At 55.8% G+C, this 23135-nt stretch carries 25 protein-coding genes; 15 read left to right on the forward strand and 10 right to left on the reverse strand.

The window, feature by feature from the left end; all coding sequences use genetic code 11:
* Positions 1-78: 78 nt before the first annotated feature.
* On the forward strand, positions 79-969 hold the full coding sequence (locus JUE30_RS04790; RefSeq protein WP_203623851.1) for a magnesium transporter CorA family protein: 891 nt from the start codon (positions 79-81) through the stop codon (positions 967-969).
* A gap of 55 nt (positions 970-1024) precedes the next feature.
* On the opposite strand, the gene JUE30_RS04795 is transcribed toward JUE30_RS04790, so the two are convergent.
* A complete protein-coding gene (locus tag JUE30_RS04795; protein ID WP_203623852.1) occupies positions 1025-1963 on the reverse strand; it encodes a diacylglycerol kinase family protein in 939 nt (312 codons plus the stop codon).
* A 185-nt stretch (positions 1964-2148) separates the two neighbouring features.
* Here JUE30_RS04795 and JUE30_RS04800 point away from each other — a divergent pair, with 185 nt between their 5' ends.
* Together JUE30_RS04800 and JUE30_RS04805 are read left to right on the forward strand one after the other, a co-directional pair.
* A complete protein-coding gene (locus JUE30_RS04800; RefSeq protein ID WP_203623853.1) occupies positions 2149-2460 on the forward strand; it encodes a DUF2316 family protein in 312 nt (103 codons plus the stop codon).
* A gap of 86 nt (positions 2461-2546) precedes the next feature.
* Positions 2547-3083 carry a TetR/AcrR family transcriptional regulator gene (locus tag JUE30_RS04805; RefSeq protein ID WP_203623854.1) on the forward strand — a complete coding sequence of 179 codons (537 nt, stop codon included), beginning with the start codon at positions 2547-2549 and terminating at the stop codon, positions 3081-3083.
* Positions 3084-3266: 183 nt separating this feature from the next.
* Here JUE30_RS04805 and JUE30_RS04810 read toward each other — a convergent pair whose 3' ends face one another.
* A complete protein-coding gene (locus tag JUE30_RS04810; protein ID WP_203623855.1) occupies positions 3267-4244 on the reverse strand; it encodes an aldo/keto reductase in 978 nt (325 codons plus the stop codon).
* A 176-nt stretch (positions 4245-4420) separates the two neighbouring features.
* Here JUE30_RS04810 and JUE30_RS04815 point away from each other — a divergent pair, with 176 nt between their 5' ends.
* The 3 genes from JUE30_RS04815 (at position 4421) to asnA (ending at position 7668) form a co-directional block, all read left to right on the forward strand.
* Positions 4421-5167, forward strand: coding sequence for an SDR family NAD(P)-dependent oxidoreductase (locus JUE30_RS04815; protein WP_125757478.1), 747 nt, complete (start codon positions 4421-4423; stop codon positions 5165-5167).
* A gap of 374 nt (positions 5168-5541) precedes the next feature.
* Positions 5542-6186 (forward strand): SDR family oxidoreductase, encoded by a 645-nt coding sequence (locus JUE30_RS04820; RefSeq protein WP_203623856.1) that lies wholly within the window; start codon positions 5542-5544, stop codon positions 6184-6186.
* Positions 6187-6660: 474 nt separating this feature from the next.
* Complete coding sequence (asnA, locus tag JUE30_RS04825) at positions 6661-7668, forward strand: aspartate--ammonia ligase (protein WP_203623888.1); 1008 nt, start codon at positions 6661-6663, stop codon at positions 7666-7668.
* Between the two features lie 77 nt (positions 7669-7745).
* Here asnA and JUE30_RS04830 read toward each other — a convergent pair whose 3' ends face one another.
* Positions 7746-8057, reverse strand: a complete 312-nt coding sequence (locus JUE30_RS04830; protein ID WP_203623857.1) for a hypothetical protein — start codon at positions 8055-8057, stop codon at positions 7746-7748.
* Positions 8058-8174: 117 nt separating this feature from the next.
* On the opposite strand from JUE30_RS04830, the gene JUE30_RS04835 reads away from it, so the two are divergent.
* On the forward strand, positions 8175-8609 hold the full coding sequence (locus JUE30_RS04835) for a MarR family winged helix-turn-helix transcriptional regulator (protein ID WP_203623858.1): 435 nt from the start codon (positions 8175-8177) through the stop codon (positions 8607-8609).
* Between the two features lie 48 nt (positions 8610-8657).
* Here JUE30_RS04835 and JUE30_RS04840 read toward each other — a convergent pair whose 3' ends face one another.
* Positions 8658-9440, reverse strand: coding sequence for a tyrosine-protein phosphatase (locus JUE30_RS04840; RefSeq protein ID WP_203623859.1), 783 nt, complete (start codon positions 9438-9440; stop codon positions 8658-8660).
* A 159-nt stretch (positions 9441-9599) separates the two neighbouring features.
* Between JUE30_RS04840 and JUE30_RS04845 the strand changes: the two genes are divergently transcribed.
* The 6 genes from JUE30_RS04845 to JUE30_RS04870 all read left to right on the forward strand — a co-directional run bounded on the left by JUE30_RS04845 (position 9600) and on the right by JUE30_RS04870 (position 14779).
* Positions 9600-10952 carry an MFS transporter gene (locus tag JUE30_RS04845; RefSeq protein WP_203623889.1) on the forward strand — a complete coding sequence of 451 codons (1353 nt, stop codon included), beginning with the start codon at positions 9600-9602 and terminating at the stop codon, positions 10950-10952.
* Positions 10953-11115: 163 nt separating this feature from the next.
* Positions 11116-11538, forward strand: coding sequence for a MarR family winged helix-turn-helix transcriptional regulator (locus tag JUE30_RS04850; RefSeq protein ID WP_203623860.1), 423 nt, complete (start codon positions 11116-11118; stop codon positions 11536-11538).
* Positions 11531-12403, forward strand: a complete 873-nt coding sequence (locus JUE30_RS04855) for an NmrA family NAD(P)-binding protein (RefSeq protein WP_203623861.1) — start codon at positions 11531-11533, stop codon at positions 12401-12403. The genes JUE30_RS04850 and JUE30_RS04855 overlap by 8 nt, the downstream gene beginning before the upstream one ends.
* 64 nt (positions 12404-12467) lie before the next feature.
* Entirely contained in the window at positions 12468-12965 is a 498-nt protein-coding gene (locus JUE30_RS04860; protein WP_203623862.1) for a hypothetical protein, read from the forward strand.
* A gap of 80 nt (positions 12966-13045) precedes the next feature.
* The gene (locus JUE30_RS04865) at positions 13046-14017 is read left to right on the forward strand and encodes an amidohydrolase family protein (protein ID WP_203623863.1); all 972 of its coding nucleotides are present in this window, start codon (positions 13046-13048) and stop codon (positions 14015-14017) included.
* A 12-nt stretch (positions 14018-14029) separates the two neighbouring features.
* Positions 14030-14779 (forward strand): SDR family NAD(P)-dependent oxidoreductase, encoded by a 750-nt coding sequence (locus JUE30_RS04870; RefSeq protein ID WP_203623864.1) that lies wholly within the window; start codon positions 14030-14032, stop codon positions 14777-14779.
* An 84-nt stretch (positions 14780-14863) separates the two neighbouring features.
* On the opposite strand, the gene JUE30_RS04875 is transcribed toward JUE30_RS04870, so the two are convergent.
* The 3 genes from JUE30_RS04875 to JUE30_RS04885 form a co-directional block, all read right to left on the reverse strand.
* Positions 14864-17392, reverse strand: a complete 2529-nt coding sequence (locus JUE30_RS04875; RefSeq protein WP_203623865.1) for a M1 family metallopeptidase — start codon at positions 17390-17392, stop codon at positions 14864-14866.
* A gap of 93 nt (positions 17393-17485) precedes the next feature.
* On the reverse strand, positions 17486-18436 hold the full coding sequence (locus JUE30_RS04880; RefSeq protein ID WP_203623866.1) for an acetylxylan esterase: 951 nt from the start codon (positions 18434-18436) through the stop codon (positions 17486-17488).
* A gap of 2 nt (positions 18437-18438) precedes the next feature.
* Complete coding sequence (locus JUE30_RS04885) at positions 18439-18762, reverse strand: PTS sugar transporter subunit IIB (RefSeq protein WP_203623867.1); 324 nt, start codon at positions 18760-18762, stop codon at positions 18439-18441.
* A 177-nt stretch (positions 18763-18939) separates the two neighbouring features.
* Between JUE30_RS04885 and JUE30_RS04890 the strand changes: the two genes are divergently transcribed.
* The gene (locus JUE30_RS04890) at positions 18940-19551 is read left to right on the forward strand and encodes an ECF transporter S component (protein WP_125754608.1); all 612 of its coding nucleotides are present in this window, start codon (positions 18940-18942) and stop codon (positions 19549-19551) included.
* A gap of 80 nt (positions 19552-19631) precedes the next feature.
* Here JUE30_RS04890 and pnuC read toward each other — a convergent pair whose 3' ends face one another.
* The 3 genes from pnuC to JUE30_RS04905 form a co-directional block, all read right to left on the reverse strand.
* A complete protein-coding gene (gene pnuC / locus JUE30_RS04895; RefSeq protein ID WP_203623868.1) occupies positions 19632-20399 on the reverse strand; it encodes a nicotinamide riboside transporter PnuC in 768 nt (255 codons plus the stop codon).
* A gap of 134 nt (positions 20400-20533) precedes the next feature.
* On the reverse strand, positions 20534-20857 hold the full coding sequence (locus JUE30_RS04900; RefSeq protein WP_203623869.1) for a hypothetical protein: 324 nt from the start codon (positions 20855-20857) through the stop codon (positions 20534-20536).
* Positions 20858-21068: 211 nt separating this feature from the next.
* The gene (locus JUE30_RS04905; RefSeq protein ID WP_203623870.1) at positions 21069-21419 is read right to left on the reverse strand and encodes a DUF2200 family protein; all 351 of its coding nucleotides are present in this window, start codon (positions 21417-21419) and stop codon (positions 21069-21071) included.
* 201 nt (positions 21420-21620) lie between these two features.
* On the opposite strand from JUE30_RS04905, the gene JUE30_RS04910 reads away from it, so the two are divergent.
* Entirely contained in the window at positions 21621-23105 is a 1485-nt protein-coding gene (locus JUE30_RS04910) for a glycoside hydrolase family 1 protein (protein WP_203623871.1), read from the forward strand.
* The last annotated feature ends 30 nt before the right edge of the window (positions 23106-23135 follow it).

Below are 23135 nucleotides of genomic sequence, written 5' to 3' on the forward strand. Positions count from 1 at the left end.
AACGGGCGACTTTTCCCTGCGGTGACGGCGCCGCTCGTTATGCAGTATGATAAGGGCAACAAAACTGGGAGGCACATCATGGCAGAAGCACGTTGGACGTGGCATCATATCAACCTGGACGACGCCCAGGCGGTCGGGATCGCCACTAGGCAGTATACACTTTCAACCGAGCAAACCGGCTACGCCATTGACCGCCACGAGCGCGCCCACGTCGAGTACGACAGTTTGGCCGAGACCTTTCTGCTGGTGTTCAACATTCCTGACGCGGATGGTGATGCCGCACAGGCCGAAACGCATCAGATGACGTTTGTGATCAAAGGACACGATCTATTGACATTCGGCCACGCCGATGCGGCGAGTCTGGTTCAAGAATTCACGCAGCGCTTCGACACACCGCGCGCGCTGAGCGCCTACCAGTTTCTTCTGGAAAGCCTGTACCTGATCACCCAGCGCTTCATGCCGCTGATGGAAAAAGCCGACGCTGAGCGCCATCAAATTGCCCTCGCGCTGCGCGACAAAACCACCCGCAAACGCCTGCTGGAGCTGTCTGACCTAGAAACCAACGCGCTTTACCTGGGCAACGCGACTCGGCAGAACCAAAGCGTGCTCGAACAGCTGAAGGGTCTTTCAGTCTACCACGGCTTCACGCCAGAGGAAAAGGAGCGCTTGGAAGACGTCCTGATCGAAGCCCGGCAGCTAGTCGACATGACCAGCCTGGGCAGCCAGAACTTGGCGCAGCTGGAAGCCACCTACAACAACATCCTCAACAACAACCTGAACGACACCATGAAGTTTCTCACCATTTGGTCGATTGTCCTGACAGCACCAACTATCATCTCCGGCTTTTTCGGACAAAACGTACCGCTGCCCTTCATGCACACGCCGGGCGGCTGGTTGATCACGATTGCCTTATCACTTGTCTTGGCGCTGATTTTTGCCGTCTGGATGACGCACTACGTCAACCGCTAAGCCTTAACAAAACGTCAGCTAAGGCCCGCCTCCAACTGGAAGCGGGCCTTTGAGGTTATGCCTGGGCTGCTGGCAGCAGCATGATTTGATCGGTTTGGCTGAGCACACCGTGAACCGGGGCGTTGTATTCCTCACCATCCAGCTGAATGTGCTCGTGCGCCTCAGTCTCAAAGCGAAAACGCTGGCGTTTGATGTGGGCCAGTTTGGGGTGAACCGACTGGCCGCTGAGAATTTTGCCCAGGACCTGGATCAAGATACGCCATTTCTCCTTGCGCACCAGGACAAAACTGAGCTGGTGCCAATCCTGCGCGGCATCCGGAAAGAGCCGCAGACCGCCGCCCAGAAACGGATGGTTGGTGAAGACGCAAAGAAATGTGTTGGGGATCACCACGGCTTTTTGAACGCCGACAGTCGCCTTAAACGCGTGCTGGGTCGTGACCGCCTTTAAAATGTTTGCAGTGTACGAGAGCTGCCCCAGGTGAACGCTGTTGAGCATGGCTTTAGCCCGCGAGTGATTGGTGTCGTAAACAATACGCGCGTCAACGCCAATGCCAAAATTGTTGAGAAAATACAGGGTGCCGAACTCCTCAGTCTCGGCCTTGCCGATGCGCGCCTCGTGCGGCCGCGCAGTTTTGAGGGCCGCAACTGCCGCCAGTGGCTCCAAGGGAATGCCATGCGCCCGGGCAAAATCGTTGCCAGTCCCGTTAGGCACGTAGCCCACCGGAATGTCCGGCCGCCCGAGCTCCTGCAAACCATTGATCACGTCGTGCAGCGTGCCATCGCCGCCGATGACCACGATTTGGGGCTGGGCAGCGCCTGGCGCGACTGCGGCGACAATTCGCTCAATCGCCTTGTGCGCGTCCCCGGCCTCGTGCGTGTAGGTCGTGGTGGCAAACGTGTACTGCTCTTTGAGCGCAGCAATTAGACTTGGAATCAGCTTTTTCGTGCGCGCGTTTCCTGCATACTCGTTGATGATCAGTTCAATTGCTTTCACCGCTGTGCCCCCAGAAATTTAGCCAATAATGGCAAGAATTACGTCCATTGTACCAAAAGTCGCCCCTTTCGCGCACAATGAGGATTGGCTTTGATGAAACGATATGCTTGAAACGTCTCACAACTCGGTGCCATTCCAACCGCATAATTTTTATAATGTCATTACAACTAAAAGGAGACGATCAAATGTCACTAAATCCCGAACAAATGGCGGCCACTCGCCACGAACTGCAAGCTAACTTTGAATTAACGGGTCTGACCAAGGCCCAGGTCGCAGCCGCCCTACACATCTCAGAAACGAAACTGGACCACCTGTTCACGCTCACCCAGCAATCTCTCAATGATCCGTGGATCCTGCGCAATTACCTGCTGGACCAGGTCAAGGCCCAGGGTAAAACACCGGTGCCGTTCACTGCGCTCAGCGGCGACTGGCACCGCCACTGGTTCTTGGATGCTGCCGCCATCGACCAGCGGCGCATGTCCCCCGGCGATAACTGATCATTCACGCCCGATTCTAGCATCGATGGTCAAATGATGTTACACTTGTCACATCAACGGGAATCAATGACAAGTGCGAGGCAAATATGGCAAATCCCAAGAATCAGCTGATTCAAAAACAAACCAAGCAACGGCTTAGGCAAGCAATGGGTGACCTCATTGTTGCCAAGGCCTTCAGCGATATTTCAATCAGTGATCTAACTGAGCGCGCCGGCGTTTCGCGCATGGCGTTTTATCGCCACTACCCGTCCAAGGAAGCAGTGCTGATTGATTACGTCGATGAGCAGCTCGCCCCTTTATACGACTTCCTGACCCGCCTACCGCACAAAGGGCCGCTATTCATCTGCCAGGCGTACTTTCAGTATGTCGACGCGCACAGCGGCTTGTTTGAGGCGTTGATCCAAACGGGTGCCGAGCTGGTGCCAGCCGAGTGCTTTCGCGATTACGCCGTCCGTTTCTACGCGGAGAATGTCCCTCAGGTGCCCTTTGCACCGGACTTTAAGCGCTATTTTAACAGCTACGTTGGCGCGGGCTTGTACCAGATGACTCTGGATTGGATCAAAGATGACAAACGCGCGCCCCGCACCCTGCTGGCCCAAATTGCTGCCAAACAGGCCGTCTGATTGGTACCCCGTCTTTCCCCCTCATACACAAACCACGGGAATCGTTATTTATGGCTAGTATCCTCGCCATTACAGCATTTCTTCCCTTAACTGGCACAATCAATCTTAGACCAATAGGAATCAATAGCGTCCGTCGGGCCGTTCACTACCGACAAAAAAGCCGCTCACCGAGCGGCTTTTGCGTTACCACAGATAATCGACCGGGTTCTTGATGTATTCATCGTAAACCTCTCGCACGATTTGCATCTGCCCCGGCGTGAACGCAGGCAACGCAGACGCCCGGGTGTTCCGTTCGATTTGCGTCGGATTGCTTGCGCCGGGAATGACGGCAGACACCGCGTCATACATCAGAATGTACCGCAGGGCCAGCCCGGCTAAGTCTGCCGTGCCAAGCCGCTGCTTCAGCACGTTTGCGGCCTTGACCCCTGTCAGGTAGTCAACCCCAGAGAAGGTCTCCCCTTTGTCGAAGAGCTCACCATGGCGGTTGTTGGCCCGCTGATCAGTCGGCGCAAACTGCGTGGTCGCGGTGTACTTGCCGGATAGCAGCCCCGAGGCCAGTGGCACGCGGGCCAAAATGCCGACGTTTGCCGCCTTGGCCGCGGCGAAGAAGTGCTGCGCCGGCCGCAGCCGGAACATGTTAAAAATGATTTCCACGGCGCTGATATCGTACTGCAGGGCCTTCAGCCCTTCCTCCACCCGCTCCACCGACACCCCGTAGTTGCGAATCTTGCCAGCTTTTTTCAGCTGGTCCAGGTGCCAGAACATTTCCGGGTCATAATACGTCTGCATGGGCGGGCAGTGCAGCAGCACCATGTCCAGCGCATCAAGCTTCATGTTTTGCAGCGACTCGTCCACGTAGCGGTCAAGGTGCGCGTTGTCGAAGTGGGCCATCGTCAATGGCGACTCCTTGCGCCCAATTTTTGTGGTGAAGTGAACGTCCGGATGAGTGCGGACAAAATTGCCGACCGTCCGCTCCGAGTTGCCGTCCTGATAGCCATCCGCAGTGTCAAAAAAGGTCACGCCTTGCGCGTAGGCCTCGGCCAGCGTGGCGTCCGCATCCTGTTGACTGAACGGGGCGCCCCATTTGCCGCCCAGTTGCCAGGTGCCAAGCGACACCTCGCTGACCTTGAACCCAGTTTTACCTAAAGTGCGATAGTTCATCAATGATTCCTCCGTTTCCAGTTCTCAGTATAGCAAATCGCCAACCTGAACGCCGCAGCAGTTGAAAACAAGGCTAATGAGACAATCATGAGCTTTGGTTGCGTATCTTGCTTTTTGCTTCTGGTGACAGCGCCTACAATTAAAGTGAACAAATAAATAAAAGGGGTGTATTTCATATGGCAAATAAGCCAATTGTCAGTTTGATCACCGGGGCCGAGCGCGGATTGGGCCTCCAGTACGCAAAGAACCTTGGTAAAGCGGGTCACGTGATCATCATCGGGGCGTATGACATGACCGCCGGCGCGGCGGCACTAAAGGAGCTTCAGGACGCCGGCCTCACCGCACTGCTTTGTCACTGTGATATCACGGATCAGGCAGCGGTGGACGAGACCATGGCGACCATCAAGGCCAAGTATGGTTACCTGAATATCCTCTTGAACAACGCCGGTATCTCCAGTCCCGCGTTTGAAAAACCTTCCGAGACTTCCGATGCGCACATTGAAAAGTGCTTCGCGACTAATTTCTACGGCACGAACCGAGTGATTCGCGCCGCGGTGCCGTTGCTGGAAGCTGCCGACTGGGCCAAAGTGATCAACATGACCTCCGACTTGAGTTCACTGACTCGCGCGATGGATGCCAAATACGGCTACTCCAAGATCAATGACCTGCCTTATCAGGCCTCCAAGACCGCGGTCAACGCGCTAACGATGGGTTACGCAAAGGAATTCGCCGGCACCCACATCACCGTCAACTCGGTCAACCCTGGCATGACTGCCACTGATTTGGTCAACAAGAAGGCCTTTGAAGCCAACGGTGCTCAATCGGTCGAAGCTGGCGCCAAAGCCGCAACTGATCTGGCTCTGGCCAAAAGCAACGATGTCAACGGCGAATTTCTAGAAGCTGCTGGCAAGATTGCCTGGTAATCTTATCGGCTATTTTTGAGACTAAAGCATCAAGCGGTTTTAACCCAACCCACAAGCGTCCCTGCAGTGCGATTTATTTTTAGAATCGCGCTGCAGGGACGTTTGCGCACTTACGCGTTGCGTATGGACCGCGACTAGGTCATTTTCTTGTCGGTGCTTGCTGGTCTGGTGCGCCTCAATGTTGTCAGCACAGATGCCGTTGGCCAGCACTTCTTGGGCCATTCGGCAACGGGCGGAGGCGCTGCCGAGGTGGGCGCGAACACAGCTGCTGCTTTTAATCGCCCAGTTCCGAACAACTGTCAATTCGGCCGGTCCGGTTAGCTTACTATATCAAAGTGTTACACTAGAGTCGTTAATCACTAAGGAGTGAGCACATGAGTAATGTATTGATTTTAGGTGCAAACGGGCAAATCGCTCGCCTTGCAGAAAAGCAGCTGTTGAGTGAGCCGAAGCATCACCTCACCTTGTTCTTGCGCAATGCCAAGCGCCTAGAAATCACTGATCCTGACCGCGAAACCGTCATCGAAGGCGATGCCACCGACCCTGATGCGTTGAGCGAGGCAATGGCCGATATTGACATTGTCTATGCCAACCTTGGCGGCGGTCAGACCATTGAGACCCAGGCGAAAGCGGTCGTGCAAGCAATGGACCGGGCCAAGGTCAGCCGGTTGATTTGGATTTCGACGTTAGGCATCTACGACGAAGTGCCAGGCGCATTTGGCAAGTGGAATCACCAGCAACTCGACGGCGGCTATTTGGAACCCTACACAGCCGCTGCGAAGGTCATTGAGAATTCCAACTTGGACTACACGATTATTCGGCCAGCGTGGCTGCAAAACAACGACACCGTAGATTACGAGCTGACCCACCGGGATGACCTGTTTAAGGGCACCGAGGTGTCACGCAAGAGTGTCGCCGATTTGGTCACCAAGCTGATCAATGACCCCAAGAAGTACGTGAAGGACTCGCTGGGCGTCAGCCAGCCGCACACCGATGGTCCCAAACCTTCGTTTTACTAATTAATGTCCCCCCAAAAAAGCGTCGACCCTGTGCCGGCGCTTTACTGGTGCCCACCGGCGCGTCCCGAATTTTTTTTGCCTGCCCCCTTTCCAAATCCAGCATCGCGTGCTAAAGTAGTCACAATCACAAACGAAGACTTGCAAGACCAGTAACCAACGGCGTTCTATCAGTGATGTGGGGTCAGTGAAAACCCACTTAGACCAAGCTCTTGGCGAATAACCCTTGCTCATGTCTCTGCCCCAAATGGCAATGGCCAAAGTAGACGCAGACGCAACCGGCGCGTTATCATCCGGAACCGCATGTCAGTGCGGATTGAGGTGGTCTATTTCGGATAGGCAACTAGGGTGGTACCGCGAAAAGTCTTTCGTCCCTTGCGTTAGGGACGGAAGGCTTTTTTCGTGCCTAACGAGCCGAGGCGAAAGCCCGTCTCGGCCGTATCTGTCATGGTTGAAAAAAATCCGGAGATGAAAATGATGCATTTAATTATTCCTGAACACTATGATCCAAAATTGTCCGTTAAAGAAACCGAAGCGGCGATCCGCTACATCCGTGAAACGTTCCAAGACGAGTTCGGCAAACAGCTCGGCCTGCAGCGCATGAGCGCGCCGATGATGGTGGCAAAGTCCACCGGCCTCAACGACAACCTCAACGGCGTTGAAACCCCGGTCTCCTTCACCATGAAGGACATGCCCGGCGAGCAAATGGAAATTGTGCACTCGCTGGCTAAGTGGAAACGCATGGCGCTTTACCGCTACGGCTTCGGCATGCATGAAGGCCTGTACACCAACATGAACGCGATTCGCAAAGACGAGGACCTCGACAACTTCCACTCCATATATGTTGACCAGTGGGACTGGGAAAAAGTCATCGCCAAGGAAGAGCGCACCGAAGCCACGCTCAAAGACACCGTGCGCCAAATCTTCAAAGTGATCAAGCACATGGAAGATGAAGTTTGGTACAAGTATCCGCAGGCCGTCCACCACTTGCCTAAGGACATTCACTTTCACACCACCCAGGAGCTGGAGGACCGGTGGCCGGACCTCACCCCCAAGCAGCGCGAGGATGCCATCTGCAAAGAAGACGGTGCCGTCTTCCTGATGCAGATCGGCGGCCCGTTGAAGTCTGGCAAGCGTCACGATGGCCGCGCCCCTGACTACGACGACTGGCAGCTGAACGGCGATATCCTGTTCTGGTATGAACCGCTCGACTGCTCGCTGGAGATTTCATCAATGGGCATCCGGGTCGATGAAGATGCCATGCGCCGCCAGCTTAAAGCGGCAGGCGCCGAAGACCGCTCCGAGCTGCCGTTCCACAAACTGCTCTTGGCCGGCAAGCTGCCTTACACCATCGGTGGCGGGATCGGTCAAAGCCGCCTGTGCATGTTACTCTTGGGCAAGGCCCACGTCGGTGAAGTCCAAGCTTCAGTCTGGCCGCAGGACATGATCGACAAGTGCGAAGCCGCCAACATTCACATCCTTTAATCCAGCCTGTTCAAAGCCGAGTGCGCCTGCACTCGGCTTTTTAGCACCACGAAAAAAGTGCCAGCAGCCGCTGGCACTTACTCATTCTGATCGACGCCGTCCTTGGCCACCGCCCCTGGGTGCTCACGCTTAAAGGCTTGCCAAGTTGGCCGCGGCACCGTGATGAACCGATTGGCGGTCAAATCTAGCACCTCAAAAGTGGGCAAGCGCCGCGTATACACCTGAAATGCAATCACGACGGCCACAACCGCCAGCAGCAGCCACCACCAGGCGGTAAAGGCGACGATGAACAGCACCACGAGGATGGTGCCCCAGGTCCACGCAAAAGCGCGTTCCGTCTTTTTGCCTGCCTGCTTGGAATAGCGGTGCGTTGGGTCTAGTTCTGTCATAGTCTTGCCTCCACTTGATTGTCCTCACTTAAGCAACCGGACCGATTTTACAGTTTGGTCGCCCTTTCCGCCTGTTTTTCCGCTATACTGAAAGAGCATTCAGGAAAGGACCTCGTCATGCATATCAACGGTTCAATCAATCTATCCGAGCAGTTCCATGCGCTAAGCAACGCCGAAACTGGTTATATTCACGCACATCTGCACGACCTGCATCTGAACAACTCCCAGGCCAGGTTGCTGAAATACATTGCCGACCATCCCGGTGCGTTGCAAAAAGACGCCGCCGCGTACCTTAACCGGCAAAATGCCACTGTGACCAACATGCTCAAAGGGCTGGAAACGCGTGGCTTGATTGAGCGCAAGATTCCTCGCGATAACGAGCGCCAAAAGCAGCTTTACCTCAGGCCCGCGGGCGTTGAGCTGGTCAAAGCGATTCGCGCCATTTTTACGGCACTTGAACAGCAAATCGAAGCGGCGGTGCCAACAGCCGACCAGCCCCAGCTGATTGCCCAGCTGCAAGCCATCGCTGCTAAAATTAATTTGATTCCGTAACCACTCAGCGACCACTTTAAGCGGCCGCTTTTTCGTCCCGTCAGACAATCAGGCCAGGTACAATTCCCGCAACGTTTGAATTTGCCGGTTGGTTAGCTGTAAGGCTTCATGCAGGTACTGCTGCATATCCCCGTAGGTCTCATTGATTGCCGCCAGCGCGGTATCCAGGTACTCTGGATACACGGTCCAGATATCGGTGAGACCCTGCATCATGTTTGCATTGCCGCCTTCCGCCTTCGCCTGCTCGAGCACTTCTGACAGCGCCGGCTGGATGAACGTGTTGGTGGCCAGGTAATCCTTGCGAATTGTCGCCTGATCAACGCCTAAAGCGGACAACACGTACACCGCAGCCATCCCAGTCCGATCCTTACCCGCCGAGCAGTGAAACAGCAGCGTGTCGTCGCTGTTTCCCAGAGCCAGATCAAAAAACTCACGATAAGCTTTTTGCGCCGACTCGCTCAGGGCTAAGTCACGATAGGTCCGAAGCATGTTGTGGTAACCCGCCTTAGGATCCTGCGAAAACATCTGCTGCTCCTCGGCCCACGTCTTGGACACCTGCGTCTTATCTTCGCTGAACACCGGGTCAAATACGTAGCGCGCCGAATCCGGCAGCCGGTCAGGCTTTTCCTGGCGCTCATCGCGCGTGCGAAAATCAACATCTACGCGCACCCCGTACTCATGCAAAAAGGCCACGTCGCGGTCCGACAGCCGGTCGAGGCCGCCCGAGCGGACGAGCCGGTGCGCGGCCAGGTGCTGCCCAGACATGGTCTGATAGCCGCCAAGGTCGCGAAAATTATAGCCATGATGGATGTTCATTAACGTCGGTTCCAATTCGTCTCACTCATTTCCTTTAGTCTTGTCTGTCCATTTTAGCGCAAACCGCTTCCAAAGTCGCGCTGACTTCTAGCGTGAAAATAGCCTATAATGATCGTATCCAATTTTCTGAAAGAAGCGATCATTTTGCCCGCCACCCAACCGCATGAAAAACCAATGCTGGTCGTCGCCATTGTCGCGCTGATGTCCTTTCTCGGGGTGCTGACGGAAACCTCGATGAACACGACCTTTCCGGCGCTGATGAAAGCTTTCAACGTCTCTTTGGCGACCGTTCAATGGGTAACTTCCGGCTACCTGCTCGCCGCTTCCCTGGTGATGCTGACCTCAGCTTACATGAAACGCCGCTTCACCAATCGTCAGCTTTTCATGAGCGCGGCGGCCCTGTTCATCATCGGCGACCTGCTATGCGCAACTGCCCAAGTGTTTCCGCAGCTGCTGGCGGGTCGCCTGATTCAGGCGGGTTGTGTCGGCCTTTGCACGCCGCTGATGGTCAACATCATTCTTGACGTCGTCCTCCGGGCCAAGCTGGGGTTGTACATCGGTATCGCCAATGTGATCGTGCTGATCGCCCCGGCGCTTGGCCCCACTTTTGGCGGGGCCGTTACCGCGTTTGCTAGCTGGCGCATGATTTTCTGGGTGACGCTGCCTCTCGCCTTGCTCCTGCTGATCCTCGGCAGCGCGCACATTCATCAGTACACCACCCAAAGCCGGTTGGCGTTTGACTGGGTCCGCTTCGGCCTGCTCGGCGGGGCACTGATCGCGCTGAACCTGGGGCTGACCACCATCAGCACCCGCCGCTGGCTGATCGTGGCAGTCCTGCTGCTGGTATGCGCACTTTGCATGCTCCTGTTTCTGCTTCTTTCCCGCACGAGCACCCGGTTTCTGTTCTCCCTGACAGTCTTCAAGCACCCAGCGTTTCTGTTCAGCTTTCTGCCTTACCTCAGCTTGCAATTCGCCAATGTCGGCATCAATTTTCTCTTGCCGAATTACGTCCAGGAAGTCTTCGGCGCCTCCGCGCTGATTGGCGGGCTGATCTTGCTGCCCGGCTCCGTGTTTAACGGGTTAGGCCAGCCGGTATACGGCTGGATGCTGGACCACTTTGGCGGCCGCCTGCCGCTGCTTTTGGGCGATGGCCTTTTCACCGTTGGCGTGCTCGCCATGACTGCCCTTGGCCCGGCCCTCGGGGTACTGGGGGTCACCATCGCGTACCTAATTTTTGCCATCGGCCGGTCGATGGCCTTCAGCAACTCGGTTGCTTATGGCCTCAAAGCGCTGCCCAAAACGCTGCAGCCCGACGCCAACGCGCTGTACAACATGGGCCAACAGGCGGTCGGGGGCATCGGCACAACGGTGTTGTCACTGCTCATGACCGCGGTCCATCATCCCGGCTGGAGCCACGCCCAAAATATCGCGGCAGGCAGTGCCTGGGCGTTTGGGCTGCTGGTCGCACTGGGCGTGGTGATTTTCGCGCTCTACTGGCATTTGCTAAACCGCACTACCGCGCAGTAAACGCAACTTTCAGCCAGATCGGGCTTGAAGATGAGAGCGTCCATACCCGCGCCAGGATTGGCTGATCTCGGTCGATCAGGCACGCTTGCATTGACATCTCAAAAATAATCAGTACACTCACAGTTATTGTCAGTGTACTGATTATTTTTTTGGAGGCAAACGGATGAACACTGCGTATTTACTGCTGGAAACTGCCAAGCGGTTAAAGCATCAACTGAACACTGCGCTCAGCAAGGAGGACACCACCGCCCAGCAGTGGGCCGTGCTTGAGGCGCTCGACCGGTTGAACAGCGAGGCCGACCCCATCACCGCCGCGCGCATCGCTGATGCCATCGACAGCGACCGGCAAACCACCGCGGCCGTGGTCCTGCGCCTAGCGGATAAAGGGTGGCTTAACCGCACCCCGTCCCCGGCCGACAAGCGCGCCGTGGTCCTCGAATTGACTGCCGCGGGAAAAGCCAAAGGCACCGCGCTAAAAGCCGTGGCCGGAAGGACTCTCACTACTTTTTTACAGCCGTTGCCGGATGCGGCGCAACACCAACTGGCGGCTGGACTGACAAAACTATTGGAGGAAAATCATGACTGAAACAATTTTGATTATCGGCGGCACCGGCAACATTGGCTTTCCGCTGATCAAACTGCTTGCCCAGGACGACCAGATTCATCTCGTTGCCGGCGCGCATGATTTAGCCAAAGACCAAGCCCAGTATGGGGACTTGCCAGTCGAATTGCGTCACTTCGACTTTCTCGACGCTGCACCCTTTGATCAGACCTTGGCAGGCGTAGACCGCGTCTTTTTCGTGCGACCGCCGCAGCTGGCTAAACCCAAGCAAGACATGCTGCCGTTTTTAAATCAGGTCAAGGCCCATCAGATCAAGCAAACGGTGTTCGTCTCCATGATTGGCGTGGAAAAGAATCCGGTGACCCCGCACCATAAAATCGAGAGCATGATTGTATCACTTGGTCTGCCGCACACCTTTATCCGGCCCAGCTTTTTCATGCAGAATCTCAGCACCACGCACCGCGAGGACATCTGCCGGCGCAATGACTTATTCATCCCCGCGGGCAATGCCAAGACCAGCTTTATCGACACCGCAGACATCGCCGCGGTCGCCGCAAAGGTTCTCACCTCACCAGCCGTGCCTGAGCAAAAGCTCAACATCACCGGCCCTGAGGCCATCACCTACGCCCAAGTTGCCCAGACCATGTCTGCGATTTTGGGCCGGCCCATCACTTACTCCAAACCCAGCCTGCTTAAATTCCGCAAAACCATGCTGCAGCGCGGGGTAAAAAAGGACTTTGTCAACGTGATGGTCATGCTTTATCTGATCACCCAAATGGGCAACGCCAAGCAAATCACCCAAGACCTGCCTAATTACCTCGGGCGGCCTGCGCATTCAGTGGCTGAGTTTATTACTGCCAATCAACGCCTTTTCGCACCGGCCAAGTAAGCCACGAAAGTCGTGCGTGCACCAAGGCAAAGGGCTAAACTGGTTTCAGATGGGGGTGATTTCAGTGGCAAATTCTTCCACTGAGGGAACAAATCAATTACTGAAAACAATGCTAGCTAAAGCCGCCGATGCCAAGCAATTCGCGGCCACATGGGATTTTGGTGATGCCAAGGACCCGCTGCCAGCACCGCTGATTCGCCGCGTTCTGAAGCACGCCGGGGTCCTGGAGACCGAGGCGCAATTGACCGCCGACTGGTTGAAGACGACTGAAGCAGCCCAAGACAAAGCGTGGCAGGCGCTGCAGCAAGCCACTGCAGAATTTTGTCAGCTGTTTGCAGCCGGCGCCGACGTCACAGCTGAACTGCCGAGCTACCGCCGGTTTGAAGGCATGACGCTGCGCGAGTTGGCATGGCAGATGAGCATCGACATTGAAGACCTCGAGCTGCCTGAGGCGCGCGCCGCGGCGCTGACCGACCCAAATCAAGTGGGCATGTACGCCGAAGCTCAGCGTCAATTTACGACCCAGTATCCGGGGTTCCGGTTCGAACCTGCGACAAAATAGCAAGTTTGCTTCGTAAGAGTCGTGATTAGTTGTCATTACATGATTAAAATAATTTTGGAATCACAATTAGAAGGCTACTCATGAAACTAATCACAGTCGAAGAACATTACGATACGGACGCAAACATCGCGCAGTTCAATCAATACTCAGAAGTTAAAAACAACAATCCGTTCCAGGATCAGTTAAAGCCGGACTTAGTCGATTTCAGCCGAAAAGTCGCGTACATGGACGCGCATGGCATTGACTTGCAGGTTATTTCTGACGCCGGCAATTCGGCGCAGGTCCTGCCTGACGCCTATGCTGTCGATGGCGCCCACGCCCAAAACGAAACATTGGCGGAAAACATCAGTCACTACCCGACCCGCTTTGCCGGCTTAGCCACCTTACCAGCAAACACGCCGGACAAAGCCGCTGAGGAACTCGAATACGCCGTGACCAAACTCGGCATGAAAGGCGGCATCATCAGCGGTTCGATCAATGGGCAGTTTTTGGACGATCCCAGGTTCGAGCCCATTTTTGCCGCCGCCGACAAGCTGGGGACGACCCTGTACCTGCATCCTGGCGTCATTACAAACGACCAACGGGTCATGTTATATGACAGCAAGGCTTATCCAGCTGCGACTGCCAGCATGATGGCCGGTGCAATGTGGGGCTGGCACATGGAAGCTGGGATTCAAATCATGCGCATCATCACGGCCGGCCTTTTGGAAAAGTACCCGCACTTCAAATTCGCGTCCGGGCACTGGGGCGAGTTCGTGCCGATGTTTTTGGAACGCATCGATGGGTTCAGCGGCATCGTCACCAAGCTACCACACAAGTTCTCTGACTATTACAAGCGTCAGGTCTATATTTCACCCTCTGGCATGTTCACGGCGCCGCAGATGCAGCTGGCCCTGACGGAGATGGGTGCCGATCACATCATGTGGTCCGAAGACTTCCCTTATGTAAAATCCGGCGATACCACCCGGGAATTCTTGGCTTCTGCTGACCTGACAGACGCACAGCGCGACGCCATCGCCCACGGCACTGCCGAAAAGGTATTTGATCTGTAAGGAGGATTGTTCATGGCTGATTCGAAAATTATTACTTTGATCACTGGCGCCGATAAAGGCATCGGGTTTGCCACTGCCAAGGATTTGGCTAGGGCAGGCCACCACGTCCTGATCGGGGCGCGCAACCAGGCGCGCGGGCAGCAGGCTGTCCAAGCCATACGTGCCGATGGCGGCACCGCAGACTTCGTCCAACTGGACGTGACCGATGACGACCAAGTCAAGGCGGCTGCGGCCAGGATTCAGGCCGATTACGGCTATCTCAGCATCCTGATCAACAACGCCGGGATTGCGGTGGACGCGCACCAAAAGCCTTCTCAGCTGCCAATCGACCAGATCCGCAAAGACTTTGAGGTCAACTTCTTTGGTCTGGTCCGAGTCACGCAAGCCATGGTGCCGCTGCTGCGGGCGGGCAAACCGGCCAAAATTGTGAACGTCACGTCCAACATGGGCTCATTCGGCCTGGCCACCGATCCTAACTCCCGCTTCTATCAAGTTTCTTCGCTGGGCTATCAGGCCTCAAAGGCCGCGGCGAACTTTGCCACCGTCGACTTTGCCAAGGAATTGGGCGATGAAGGCATCACCGTCAACTCCGTCAATCCTGGTTGGACGGCTACGGGCTTTGGCGGCCGCGACGAAAGTAAGCCCGCCATTCCCGGTATGCAAAGCATTCAAGAAGGCGCCGCTCAAGTGGTTAAAATGACCACTACCAGCAGCAAGCAGACCCTCACCTTCACCGAAACAGCCGGCCCGTTGCCTTGGTGATGGACTCACCCTGATGCTGAAAAAGGCTCCTGACCTCAACGAATAATCGTTGAAGATCAGGAGCCTTTTCATATGTGAAATAGGTTACTTCAGCGCGTCTGCCACTGCCTGGTTCACAGTTGCCTGCTGGCTTTGAATCAACGCCACCCGACTGGTGATCACGCTGGTGTCCATCTTGATCTCGCGGCCAAGCCCTGGCACGTCGATCTTCGGTTCAAAGAAGGCCTTGAACTCATCCAAGCGCTGCTGGGTCCGGAAGACGCCGGCAGTCACGGTGATGTAAGTCGTGAACTCCATGTCGCCGCCGACAGTTTCGTTCAGCCAGCCCCAGTTATCGCGCAGCCAGTCCCAAGCGAGCTGTTCGCCTTTCGGATTGGCCAAAACGCCGCGGTACCAGCTCCGCAGATCCTGCGGCTTAATGGTATCAGGATCCTTGTACAGCGCGATGATCTGCTTCAGAACGGCCTCGTCATCACTAGCCGGCAGAGCCTGCGCCAATGCGCTCTTCACGCTTGGGTCAACGGCCTTGCGGTAAGCGTCAAGCAGCTGATCAGCCAACTGAGTGCTGCTGAAGTGCTCAGTCTCGTTCGCCAAAATAGCGGTCCGGGCAGATGCCGGCAAGCTCGCCACGTCATCGGCGTGTTGCTGGAACAGCTCGTGCTCCTGAGCAATTGTATCCGGGTTTTCAGCATAACCGGCAGCGCCCAGGATCCAGTTGCGGGTCAACTGGTCGTCCACCGATTCACCGGCCTTTTCAGTTAGGCCCAGGCGTGCGTACTGGCCAGCGGACAGCTGGTTGTAAAACGCCTTGAGCTGCTTTTCTTCGGCAGAATCCGGCGCCACAAACTTGCGCAGCTGACGGGCCGCCTGGTAAATCGCCGTGTTGACGATGTTGGACTGGCTGTCCTTGAACCGCTTCAGCAGCGGCACAACGGCGGCATAAGTCGTCACACCCGCTTCGGCCTGCAGGCGCGTGTCTTGGATCAGCTGCAGCTTGGTGGTCGGATCAAGCTGGTCCGCGTCTTTCAAGATGTCGGCTAACAGGGCATCATCGTACTTCACGATGAAGTGTGAGTTGTTGCCAACGTTCAGACGGAACGGCTTGCCTTCCTTGGCGCGCAGGTCGGCATACTCGCCTAGGACAATTTCCTTGTCCTTCATGATTTGCGGCGCTTCGGCATAGTTGCTTTCCAGCGGAATCTGCCACTGACGGCCAACGTCTTTTCCTTCGCCGATGAAGAATTGCTTCTGGCTCAAGGTCAGCTTGCCATTGACGACCTTCGCGGAAACAACCGGGTAACCCGGCTGCTCGAGCCAGGAGTTCATGATTGCCCCGACGTCGAGGCCGGACGCATCGCCCAGCGCTTGCCAGAGGTCAGCCCCCTTGGCATTGCCGAACTTGTGGGCGTCAAAGTACGCCTTCAGGCCCTTACGCAGCTTCTCGTCGCCGAGCAGCGCGCGGACCATGACCAGCATGCGTGAGCCCTTCGCGTAAACAATCGCGCCATCGAACACGGAATCGATGTCGGCCGGGTCCTCAACGGATACATGAACGGACTGAACACCATCGGTGGCGTCACGCTGCAAGGCGGCTGGAACTTCAGCGACTTGGTACAATTCCCAGATGCGCCAGTCCGGCTGCAAGGCGTCGACACTCAGGTATTCCATCATGTTGGCAAACGACTCGTTAAGCCATAGGTCGTCCCACCACTTCATGGTGACCAGATCGCCGAACCACTGGTGGGCCAGTTCATGCGTGATGACCGTCGCCACATACTGCTTGACGGACAGCGACGTGTTGTCCGGATCGATCAAAATGGCGGCTTCACGATAAGTGACTAAGCCCCAGTTCTCCATGGCGCCGGCAGAAAAGTCCGGCAGCCCCAGCTGATAGGAATGCGGCAGCGGGTACTTGGTCTGGTAAAAGTCTTCGTAGAATTCGATGGCGCGCTTGGCGATGTCCAGGGCAAAATCGAGTTCCTTCGGCTGGTGCGCCTTAGTGGCAAACACCCCGATTTCAACCCCGGACTTGGTCTTCGTCAGTTTCTTTTGCATGTCGCCAAAAGCAAAGGCAATCAGGTAAGTGGACATGCGCAACGTCGTGTCAAAGTAGTGCACGCCGTTTTTGACCTTTTTCTCCGGCATGTTGGCGATGATGATATCTTCCGGCTTTTCGTCGAACTTAATGGCAACATCGAACGTTGCCTTGGCCTCTGGCTCGTCGACCCCAGGAAAGGCCTGGCGCGCCGCGGTGGACTCAAACTGCGTACCAATGAGTTCCTTCTTCTGGCCGTCAACGGTGTAGTAGGACGGGTAAATCCCCATCATCGAATCGGTGAGCGGCGCGCTGTAAGCAATCGTCAGCGTCGTCTCGCCCGCTGCAGGCAGCGTGATGTCAAACTTCTCGTTAGCGTCATCCACTGTAAATGGCACGTCTGCGCCACCTGCTGTGACTGACTCAATTTTGAGGTACTTTTGATTCAACGCGATCTGCGCTTCAAGTGCCTGACCAGTAACAGTGGTTTTGCCCACAATGGTCTTCTTGTCCCGATCGATATCAAGGTACAAGTCGTAGTGTGAAGGTTGGAACATTTCGTATAAGTATTTTGCCATTATTTCCCCTCCGAAATTTCAGTGTGTTTTCATTATAGCCTATTCGAGCGCCAGATGCGCCGCTTCGGCTCAAGTTCATCAGCGCCAAGCAACCTAATCCATGAAAAAGTCCCGCACTTCGTCGGCGACTTTCGGCAAAAACTCGTGCCCGTACTCGGGCAGCACATAGAGCTTCTTATCGCCAGCCAGCTTGTTATACGCCGCAAACTGCGCCGGCACCGGGACCACCTGGTCCTGCAGCCCCATCCCCCAAACCACTGGAGTCTTGATGGCCGCGGCAAAATGCTGCACGTCGATGTACTCCAGGGTATCAAAGAACTGGGCCTCGCGTTTGTGCAGCGGGTCACGGTACTTAAACCAGTACGCCAGCTGATCGTAGCCATTGGTCTCGGCGCCCAACTGGTAAGCCTTTCGATAATCACACAGGAATGGGTAATTCACATAGGCCCGGTGAATGGTGGGCACGAGCCCAAGCGTCGCCAAGGTCAGGCCGCCGCCTTGCGAGCTGCCGGTCGCGTAAAGCCGAGAAGCGTCCACGCCGGGCATCCCCGCTAAAATATCGGCCGCCTCAGAGCAGTCGAGGAAAACACTGCGGTAATACAAATGCGCCGGCCCACCTTCCACGCCGCGGATGATCAGCCCTTTCAGTGTGCCGCCTTTGGTTTTTGTCGTGTCCTCGCTGGGCCCACCTTGCCCGCGGACGTCCAGCGCCAACACCACAAACCCTTCGGCGGCCCAGCCAAATTTCTCGGTGAAGTCGCCGGCATCTACGTGATAACCGTGAAACATGAGCAGGCCCTTGTGCGGCTTGCTGGGATCAAAGGGCTTAGGCATGATCAGCTGCGCGTGGATGCGCGCATTGCCGACGCCGGTGAACCACAGGTCATAGGCCTGCGCCACGCGACTTTTTATCGCGACTGGCGTCTGCTGAACATCCGGCGCCAATGCGCGCATTTCCTTGAGGCCGCGTGCCCAAAATTCGTCAAAATCTGCGGGCCGCTGCCCCATGCCGCGATAATCTTTAAACTGCTTAATGTCGATCATGGTTACTTACCCTTCGCCTGGTCAACTAATGACAGCGCGGTTGCCAGCACCTTCTCACCGTTCATGCGGCCGTAATCCATCATGTTGATGGCCTGAACCGGTACGGGCAAGTCAGCCTGCAGCTTGCGCACGGCATAGCTCACCTGCGGCCCGATCAGAATGACGTCGGGATTATATTTGCCCACTTGTGACTCCAAACCATTGACCCCAATTGCCGTGATTTCAGCATCGACGCCTTGGGCTTCGGCAGCCTTCTTCATCTTTGTCACCAATAAACTACTAGAAAATCCGCCAGCACATGCCAGTAAAATATTCACTTTTGCCATTTGAAGTCCTCGCTTTCTTTACAGGATTAGAGTAGCTTTCCACTTAATTGATTGCAACCGTTTTCTGGAAACTTTCCACCCGCATTTTTTCCATGTTATTGAGGCCCTAATGACATCTTTGTCCGGACAGGGTATACTCACTTTTAACCAGAAAGAAAATGTTTGGAGGAAACGCTTATGGGCAATCGTTCACGGGCCTACCGGGTCAGCATGCAGGCGCTGTTTCTCGCGCTGATTGCGGTGCAGACCATGGTCCCGATGCTGGGATACCTGCCGCTTGGCTTCGTTAATCTGACCATCATTCACATCACCGTCATTATTGGCGCTATCATGTTCGGCCCTGGCGAAGGCCTCTTGATCGGCACGGTGTGGGGTGTGTTGACCATCGTGCGCGCCTACACTGCGCCAACCAGCCCCATGGACACCTTGGTGTTCACCAATCCGCTGGTATCCGTCGTGCCACGCATGCTGGTCGGCGTGTTTGCCGCGCTGACCTTCTGGGGCGTGTACAAGCTGTTCAAAAAAATCGCCATTGCCAGCGTTGTGGCGGGTGCCATTGGCTCCTTGACCAACACCGTGCTGGTCCTGCTGGCGATGGGCACCCTTTACACCGGTCCGGTCGCCTCGGCGTACAAGGTGTCGACTGGCGCCTTGGGTAAGGTGCTGGGCGCAATCGTCGTCACCAACGGCGTCCCTGAAATGATTGGGGCGATGATCATCACCCCGCTGATTGTCGGCGCCTTGGTCGCTGCAACGCACATGCGGCCGTGGCGGGCAGCCAAAAATTAATTATTGAAGTCAAAAACAGTGTCTCACCATCGCGGTGGGACACTGTTTTTTTCGTCATGATCGAATTTGACCAGGCGCCTCTACTCTTGGTGCTGGGCGAGGTAATTCTGCTTATGGAACCAGGCGACACTTTTATCGAACAGGGAGACCATATCGTTGGCGAAGTACAGGATGTAGGTGAAGAACAACGTCAGATTCGCATCGCCTTGCAGTGCCGTGACGCCCCACAGCACGATGGAAAAAATGCTTTGAATAATCCAGAAATAATACTGATTGGAAAAGCGCAAAGTCGCCAGCAGCGAGCCCGTCACCCCGATGGTCCCGGTCAGCGCATCAATGACCGGCCGCGGCGAGATGAATAAGTGCGTGTCCATGGCGTACAGCAGCCCGAACACGATGAGGAAAAATGCGGCAATCCCGAGGTATGCCCGCAGCCCGACGTCTTTGAGCTTGCGCACACGCGCGCCGACGTTTTTGGCCCAGCTCGGCATCAGCAGCACTGGGATGTCCAGCAACACGATATAGGAAAGCTGAAGCACCACATCCGCGAAGTTGCGCGCCTGGGCCGCCACCAGAATATAAATAATGGCACTGGTCAGGCCGAACACCCCGTTGAGCGGCCGCACGTTAGTGATCGAGATGGTGCAGGTGAAGCCCAGCATGCCCGCCAGCATCGTCAGCACGCTGAGCACGGTCAGCTTGTTCACGATCGTGGTACCCAGGATCACACCCAGCCCAAACATCAGCAGGATATAACTGGAGAAAGTCCAGCCGCGCATCTGTTGAACATACCAGCGGGGATCGAAAATACTTGTAATTGCCTTATCTTGGTCACGTGAATCTTTCATTGGTCAGCCTCCGTTTTTTGGAAAGTGCGTGATCAATTATAGCCGGTAACAGCCGGCGCATTCAACGTTGACATCCCTTCTAGGCAGTGTTAGCGGTCGATGAAAACTGGGTATAGGCTGCGCGAAAACTCCTGTCACACAAAATAATCGGTCCGCTCGTCGGGCAACCCCAGATGCGCCGGAGTCGTCGTCCGCTCCCCTTTCACTAAGGCAACTGCGACGCGCACAGCATTCTCCGGACTCAGCGCCAGGACATGGTCATCATCCCACATCCAGCCCGTCCGCTGACCCACGCGAAATTTCAGCACCTGGCTGTGTGAGCGGTCCACCGCTGTTAACATCACCGTCGGGTCCTTGGGGTCAGCCGAGTCCTGCGCCACCACGGTGTACAGCTCAAGGCCATCAAACTGATCATGAAGCACTTCACAAACCGCATCGATCACCTGCTGATTCGTCAATCAGGCCACCCCCAGACGGCCTCATTATAGCAGAAAATCGAACACGTGTTCGTTTTCGGGCGTCATTTGCCCATCCGAGAGATGCCAAAGATAGACCGAATCACCTCTAAGCACGAGGTCAACCAGATCCTGGAGACAGCAAGCGCCACGGCATACGACGTCGTGGCACTCAACAGATTATTCTATAAAACGAAAGGCAGGGACATTACGATCACAGCTGCGCCACTTGCTGAATCTTCTCCACCGGTTTGCCCTTAGCCAGCTCGTCGACCACCTTGTCCATCTCCCGAACGCGCCGCATTAGCGGATCAGCGATGGTTTCGACCCGAACGCCGCAGATCATCCCGGTGATCTGGCCAGCCTGCGCGGACCAGTTGGCCTGCGCACAAAAGTCTGCCACCGAAAGGGCCGCCGGCAGCGTGGTGAAACTTTGCGCCGGCCAGCCGGTCAACCAGCCCAGCACGGCATCCAGCTCCGCCTGCGTGCGCCCCTTGCGGCGGCATTTTTGCAGGTAAAGGTCATAAATCTTGGCCATTTTCATCTCACCGATTGGTTTTGCCATGTTGACCCTCCTTTGGCATCGACAATTTATTGACCTCAGTATACCGACTGCCGGGCGAGCTGCCAACCACTCGCGAGCTAGCTGTGACAAATTTAAAACAGGTGTCAGGATGCACTTGGCTTGCGCATTCCCCACCAAACTTTGATACAATGAAAGCGGTTAGAAAATTTGTAGGAACAACTACACTGATGGAGGTTGAACATGAGTTTTCCCAAAGGATTTCTGTGGGGCGGCGCCACTGCCGCCAATCAATACGAAGGCGGCTTTGATGAAAGCGGCAAGGGCCTGACTGCCGTTGATGTCACGACAAACGGCTCAGCAACTGAGCCCCGTAAGGTCACCTGGAAAAAAGCGGATGGTACCACCGGCTTTTCGCCGATGGTCTGGGGCAGTGACTTTTCCGTGCCGAAAGACGCGACCCCAACGGTGCTGCCGGACTACTATTACCCGAGCCATGGCGGGACCGACTTTTATCACCATTACCAAGAAGACATCGAGATGCTGGCCAAAATTGGCTTCACCACCTTCCGCTTCTCCATCGCCTGGAGCCGCATTTTCCCGACTGGCGAGGAAAGTGAACCCAATGAAGCCGGGCTGGCCTTTTACGACAAGGTGATTGACGAATGCGTGAAGCACCACATCGAACCTTGCATCACCTTGCAGCACTACGACACCCCACTGGCACTGGTACAAAAGTATGGTGGCTGGAAAGACCGCAAGCTGATCGACCTGTTCGAAAAGTACGCGACGGTGGTCTTCAAGCGCTACGCCGGTAAAGTTCACTACTACACGACCTTCAACGAGATCAACGCCATGGACGAAGCGCCCTACCTCGGCGGTGGGCTCACCGACCCGACCCCACAAAACCGCGCGCAGGGCGCCCACAACCAGTTTGTCGCGTCCGCCAAGGCGGTTCGCGCGGCGCACAAGATCGGCCAAGGCATTCAGGTCGGCATGATGCTGGCCTACCAACCGGTTTATCCGGAAACCTGCAACCCGAAGGACCAGGTCGCGGCAATGCTCAACATGGAGCGCGGCCTGTTCTACGCCGACGTCCAAGCGGGTGGCGAGTATCCTAAGTCCCGTCTGATTCAATATGAGCGCGCGGGCATCAAGCTGGATGATGCGCCTGAAGACTACGAACTGCTGAAGCAGTACCCCGCTGATTTTCTGAGTTTCTCCTGCTACACCTCGTCAGTGGTCACGGCCGACCCGAGCCGTGATGAGAATGCCCAGGGCAACTTGGGCGGCGGCACGGTCAAGAACCCGTACCTGGAAACCAACGCGTGGGGTTGGGCCACCGATCCTGACGTGTTGCGACTGGCCTTGAATACCTTGTGGCATCGGTATCACAAGCCGCTGTTCATCGTTGAAAATGGTCTGGGCTGGGCCGATGAAGTCGCGGCAGACGGCAAAATTCACGACGACTACCGAATCAACTACCTGCGCTACGCCGTTCAATCCATGAAAGACGCCATCACTGAAGACGGCGTCGACCTGATCGGCTACGCCCTGTGGAGCGCGATCGACCTGGTGTCAAACGGCACGGGGGAAATGAAGAAGCGCTACGGTCTGGTTTACGTCGACCGCGACGACTGGGGCAACGGCAGCCAGCGCCGCACGCCGAAGGATTCCTACTACTGGTACAAAAAAGTCATTCAATCAAATGGTGAGGACCTGGCCTAGATTCAGGTCTCTGTCCCATCAGCGAGCAGC

Origin of the sequence: Lacticaseibacillus sp. 866-1, from assembly GCF_016861825.1 — a bacterium.
GTDB lineage: Bacteria > Bacillota > Bacilli > Lactobacillales > Lactobacillaceae > Lacticaseibacillus.

Coding starts and splice junctions, on each gene's coding strand:
- JUE30_RS04790 (WP_203623851.1), top strand. CDS start 79: ATGGCAGAAGCACGTTGGACGTGGCATCATATCAACCTGGACGACGCC.
- JUE30_RS04800 (WP_203623853.1), top strand. CDS start 2,149: ATGTCACTAAATCCCGAACAAATGGCGGCCACTCGCCACGAACTGCAA.
- JUE30_RS04805 (WP_203623854.1), top strand. CDS start 2,547: ATGGCAAATCCCAAGAATCAGCTGATTCAAAAACAAACCAAGCAACGG.
- JUE30_RS04810 (WP_203623855.1), bottom strand. CDS start 4,244: ATGAACTATCGCACTTTAGGTAAAACTGGGTTCAAGGTCAGCGAGGTG.
- JUE30_RS04815 (WP_125757478.1), top strand. CDS start 4,421: ATGGCAAATAAGCCAATTGTCAGTTTGATCACCGGGGCCGAGCGCGGA.
- JUE30_RS04820 (WP_203623856.1), top strand. CDS start 5,542: ATGAGTAATGTATTGATTTTAGGTGCAAACGGGCAAATCGCTCGCCTT.
- asnA (WP_203623888.1), top strand. CDS start 6,661: ATGCATTTAATTATTCCTGAACACTATGATCCAAAATTGTCCGTTAAA.
- JUE30_RS04830 (WP_203623857.1), bottom strand. CDS start 8,057: ATGACAGAACTAGACCCAACGCACCGCTATTCCAAGCAGGCAGGCAAA.
- JUE30_RS04835 (WP_203623858.1), top strand. CDS start 8,175: ATGCATATCAACGGTTCAATCAATCTATCCGAGCAGTTCCATGCGCTA.
- JUE30_RS04845 (WP_203623889.1), top strand. CDS start 9,600: ATGCTGGTCGTCGCCATTGTCGCGCTGATGTCCTTTCTCGGGGTGCTG.
- JUE30_RS04850 (WP_203623860.1), top strand. CDS start 11,116: ATGAACACTGCGTATTTACTGCTGGAAACTGCCAAGCGGTTAAAGCAT.
- JUE30_RS04855 (WP_203623861.1), top strand. CDS start 11,531: ATGACTGAAACAATTTTGATTATCGGCGGCACCGGCAACATTGGCTTT.
- JUE30_RS04865 (WP_203623863.1), top strand. CDS start 13,046: ATGAAACTAATCACAGTCGAAGAACATTACGATACGGACGCAAACATC.
- JUE30_RS04870 (WP_203623864.1), top strand. CDS start 14,030: ATGGCTGATTCGAAAATTATTACTTTGATCACTGGCGCCGATAAAGGC.
- JUE30_RS04875 (WP_203623865.1), bottom strand. CDS start 17,392: ATGGCAAAATACTTATACGAAATGTTCCAACCTTCACACTACGACTTG.
- JUE30_RS04880 (WP_203623866.1), bottom strand. CDS start 18,436: ATGATCGACATTAAGCAGTTTAAAGATTATCGCGGCATGGGGCAGCGG.
- JUE30_RS04885 (WP_203623867.1), bottom strand. CDS start 18,762: ATGGCAAAAGTGAATATTTTACTGGCATGTGCTGGCGGATTTTCTAGT.
- JUE30_RS04890 (WP_125754608.1), top strand. CDS start 18,940: ATGGGCAATCGTTCACGGGCCTACCGGGTCAGCATGCAGGCGCTGTTT.
- pnuC (WP_203623868.1), bottom strand. CDS start 20,399: ATGAAAGATTCACGTGACCAAGATAAGGCAATTACAAGTATTTTCGAT.
- JUE30_RS04905 (WP_203623870.1), bottom strand. CDS start 21,419: ATGGCAAAACCAATCGGTGAGATGAAAATGGCCAAGATTTATGACCTT.
- JUE30_RS04910 (WP_203623871.1), top strand. CDS start 21,621: ATGAGTTTTCCCAAAGGATTTCTGTGGGGCGGCGCCACTGCCGCCAAT.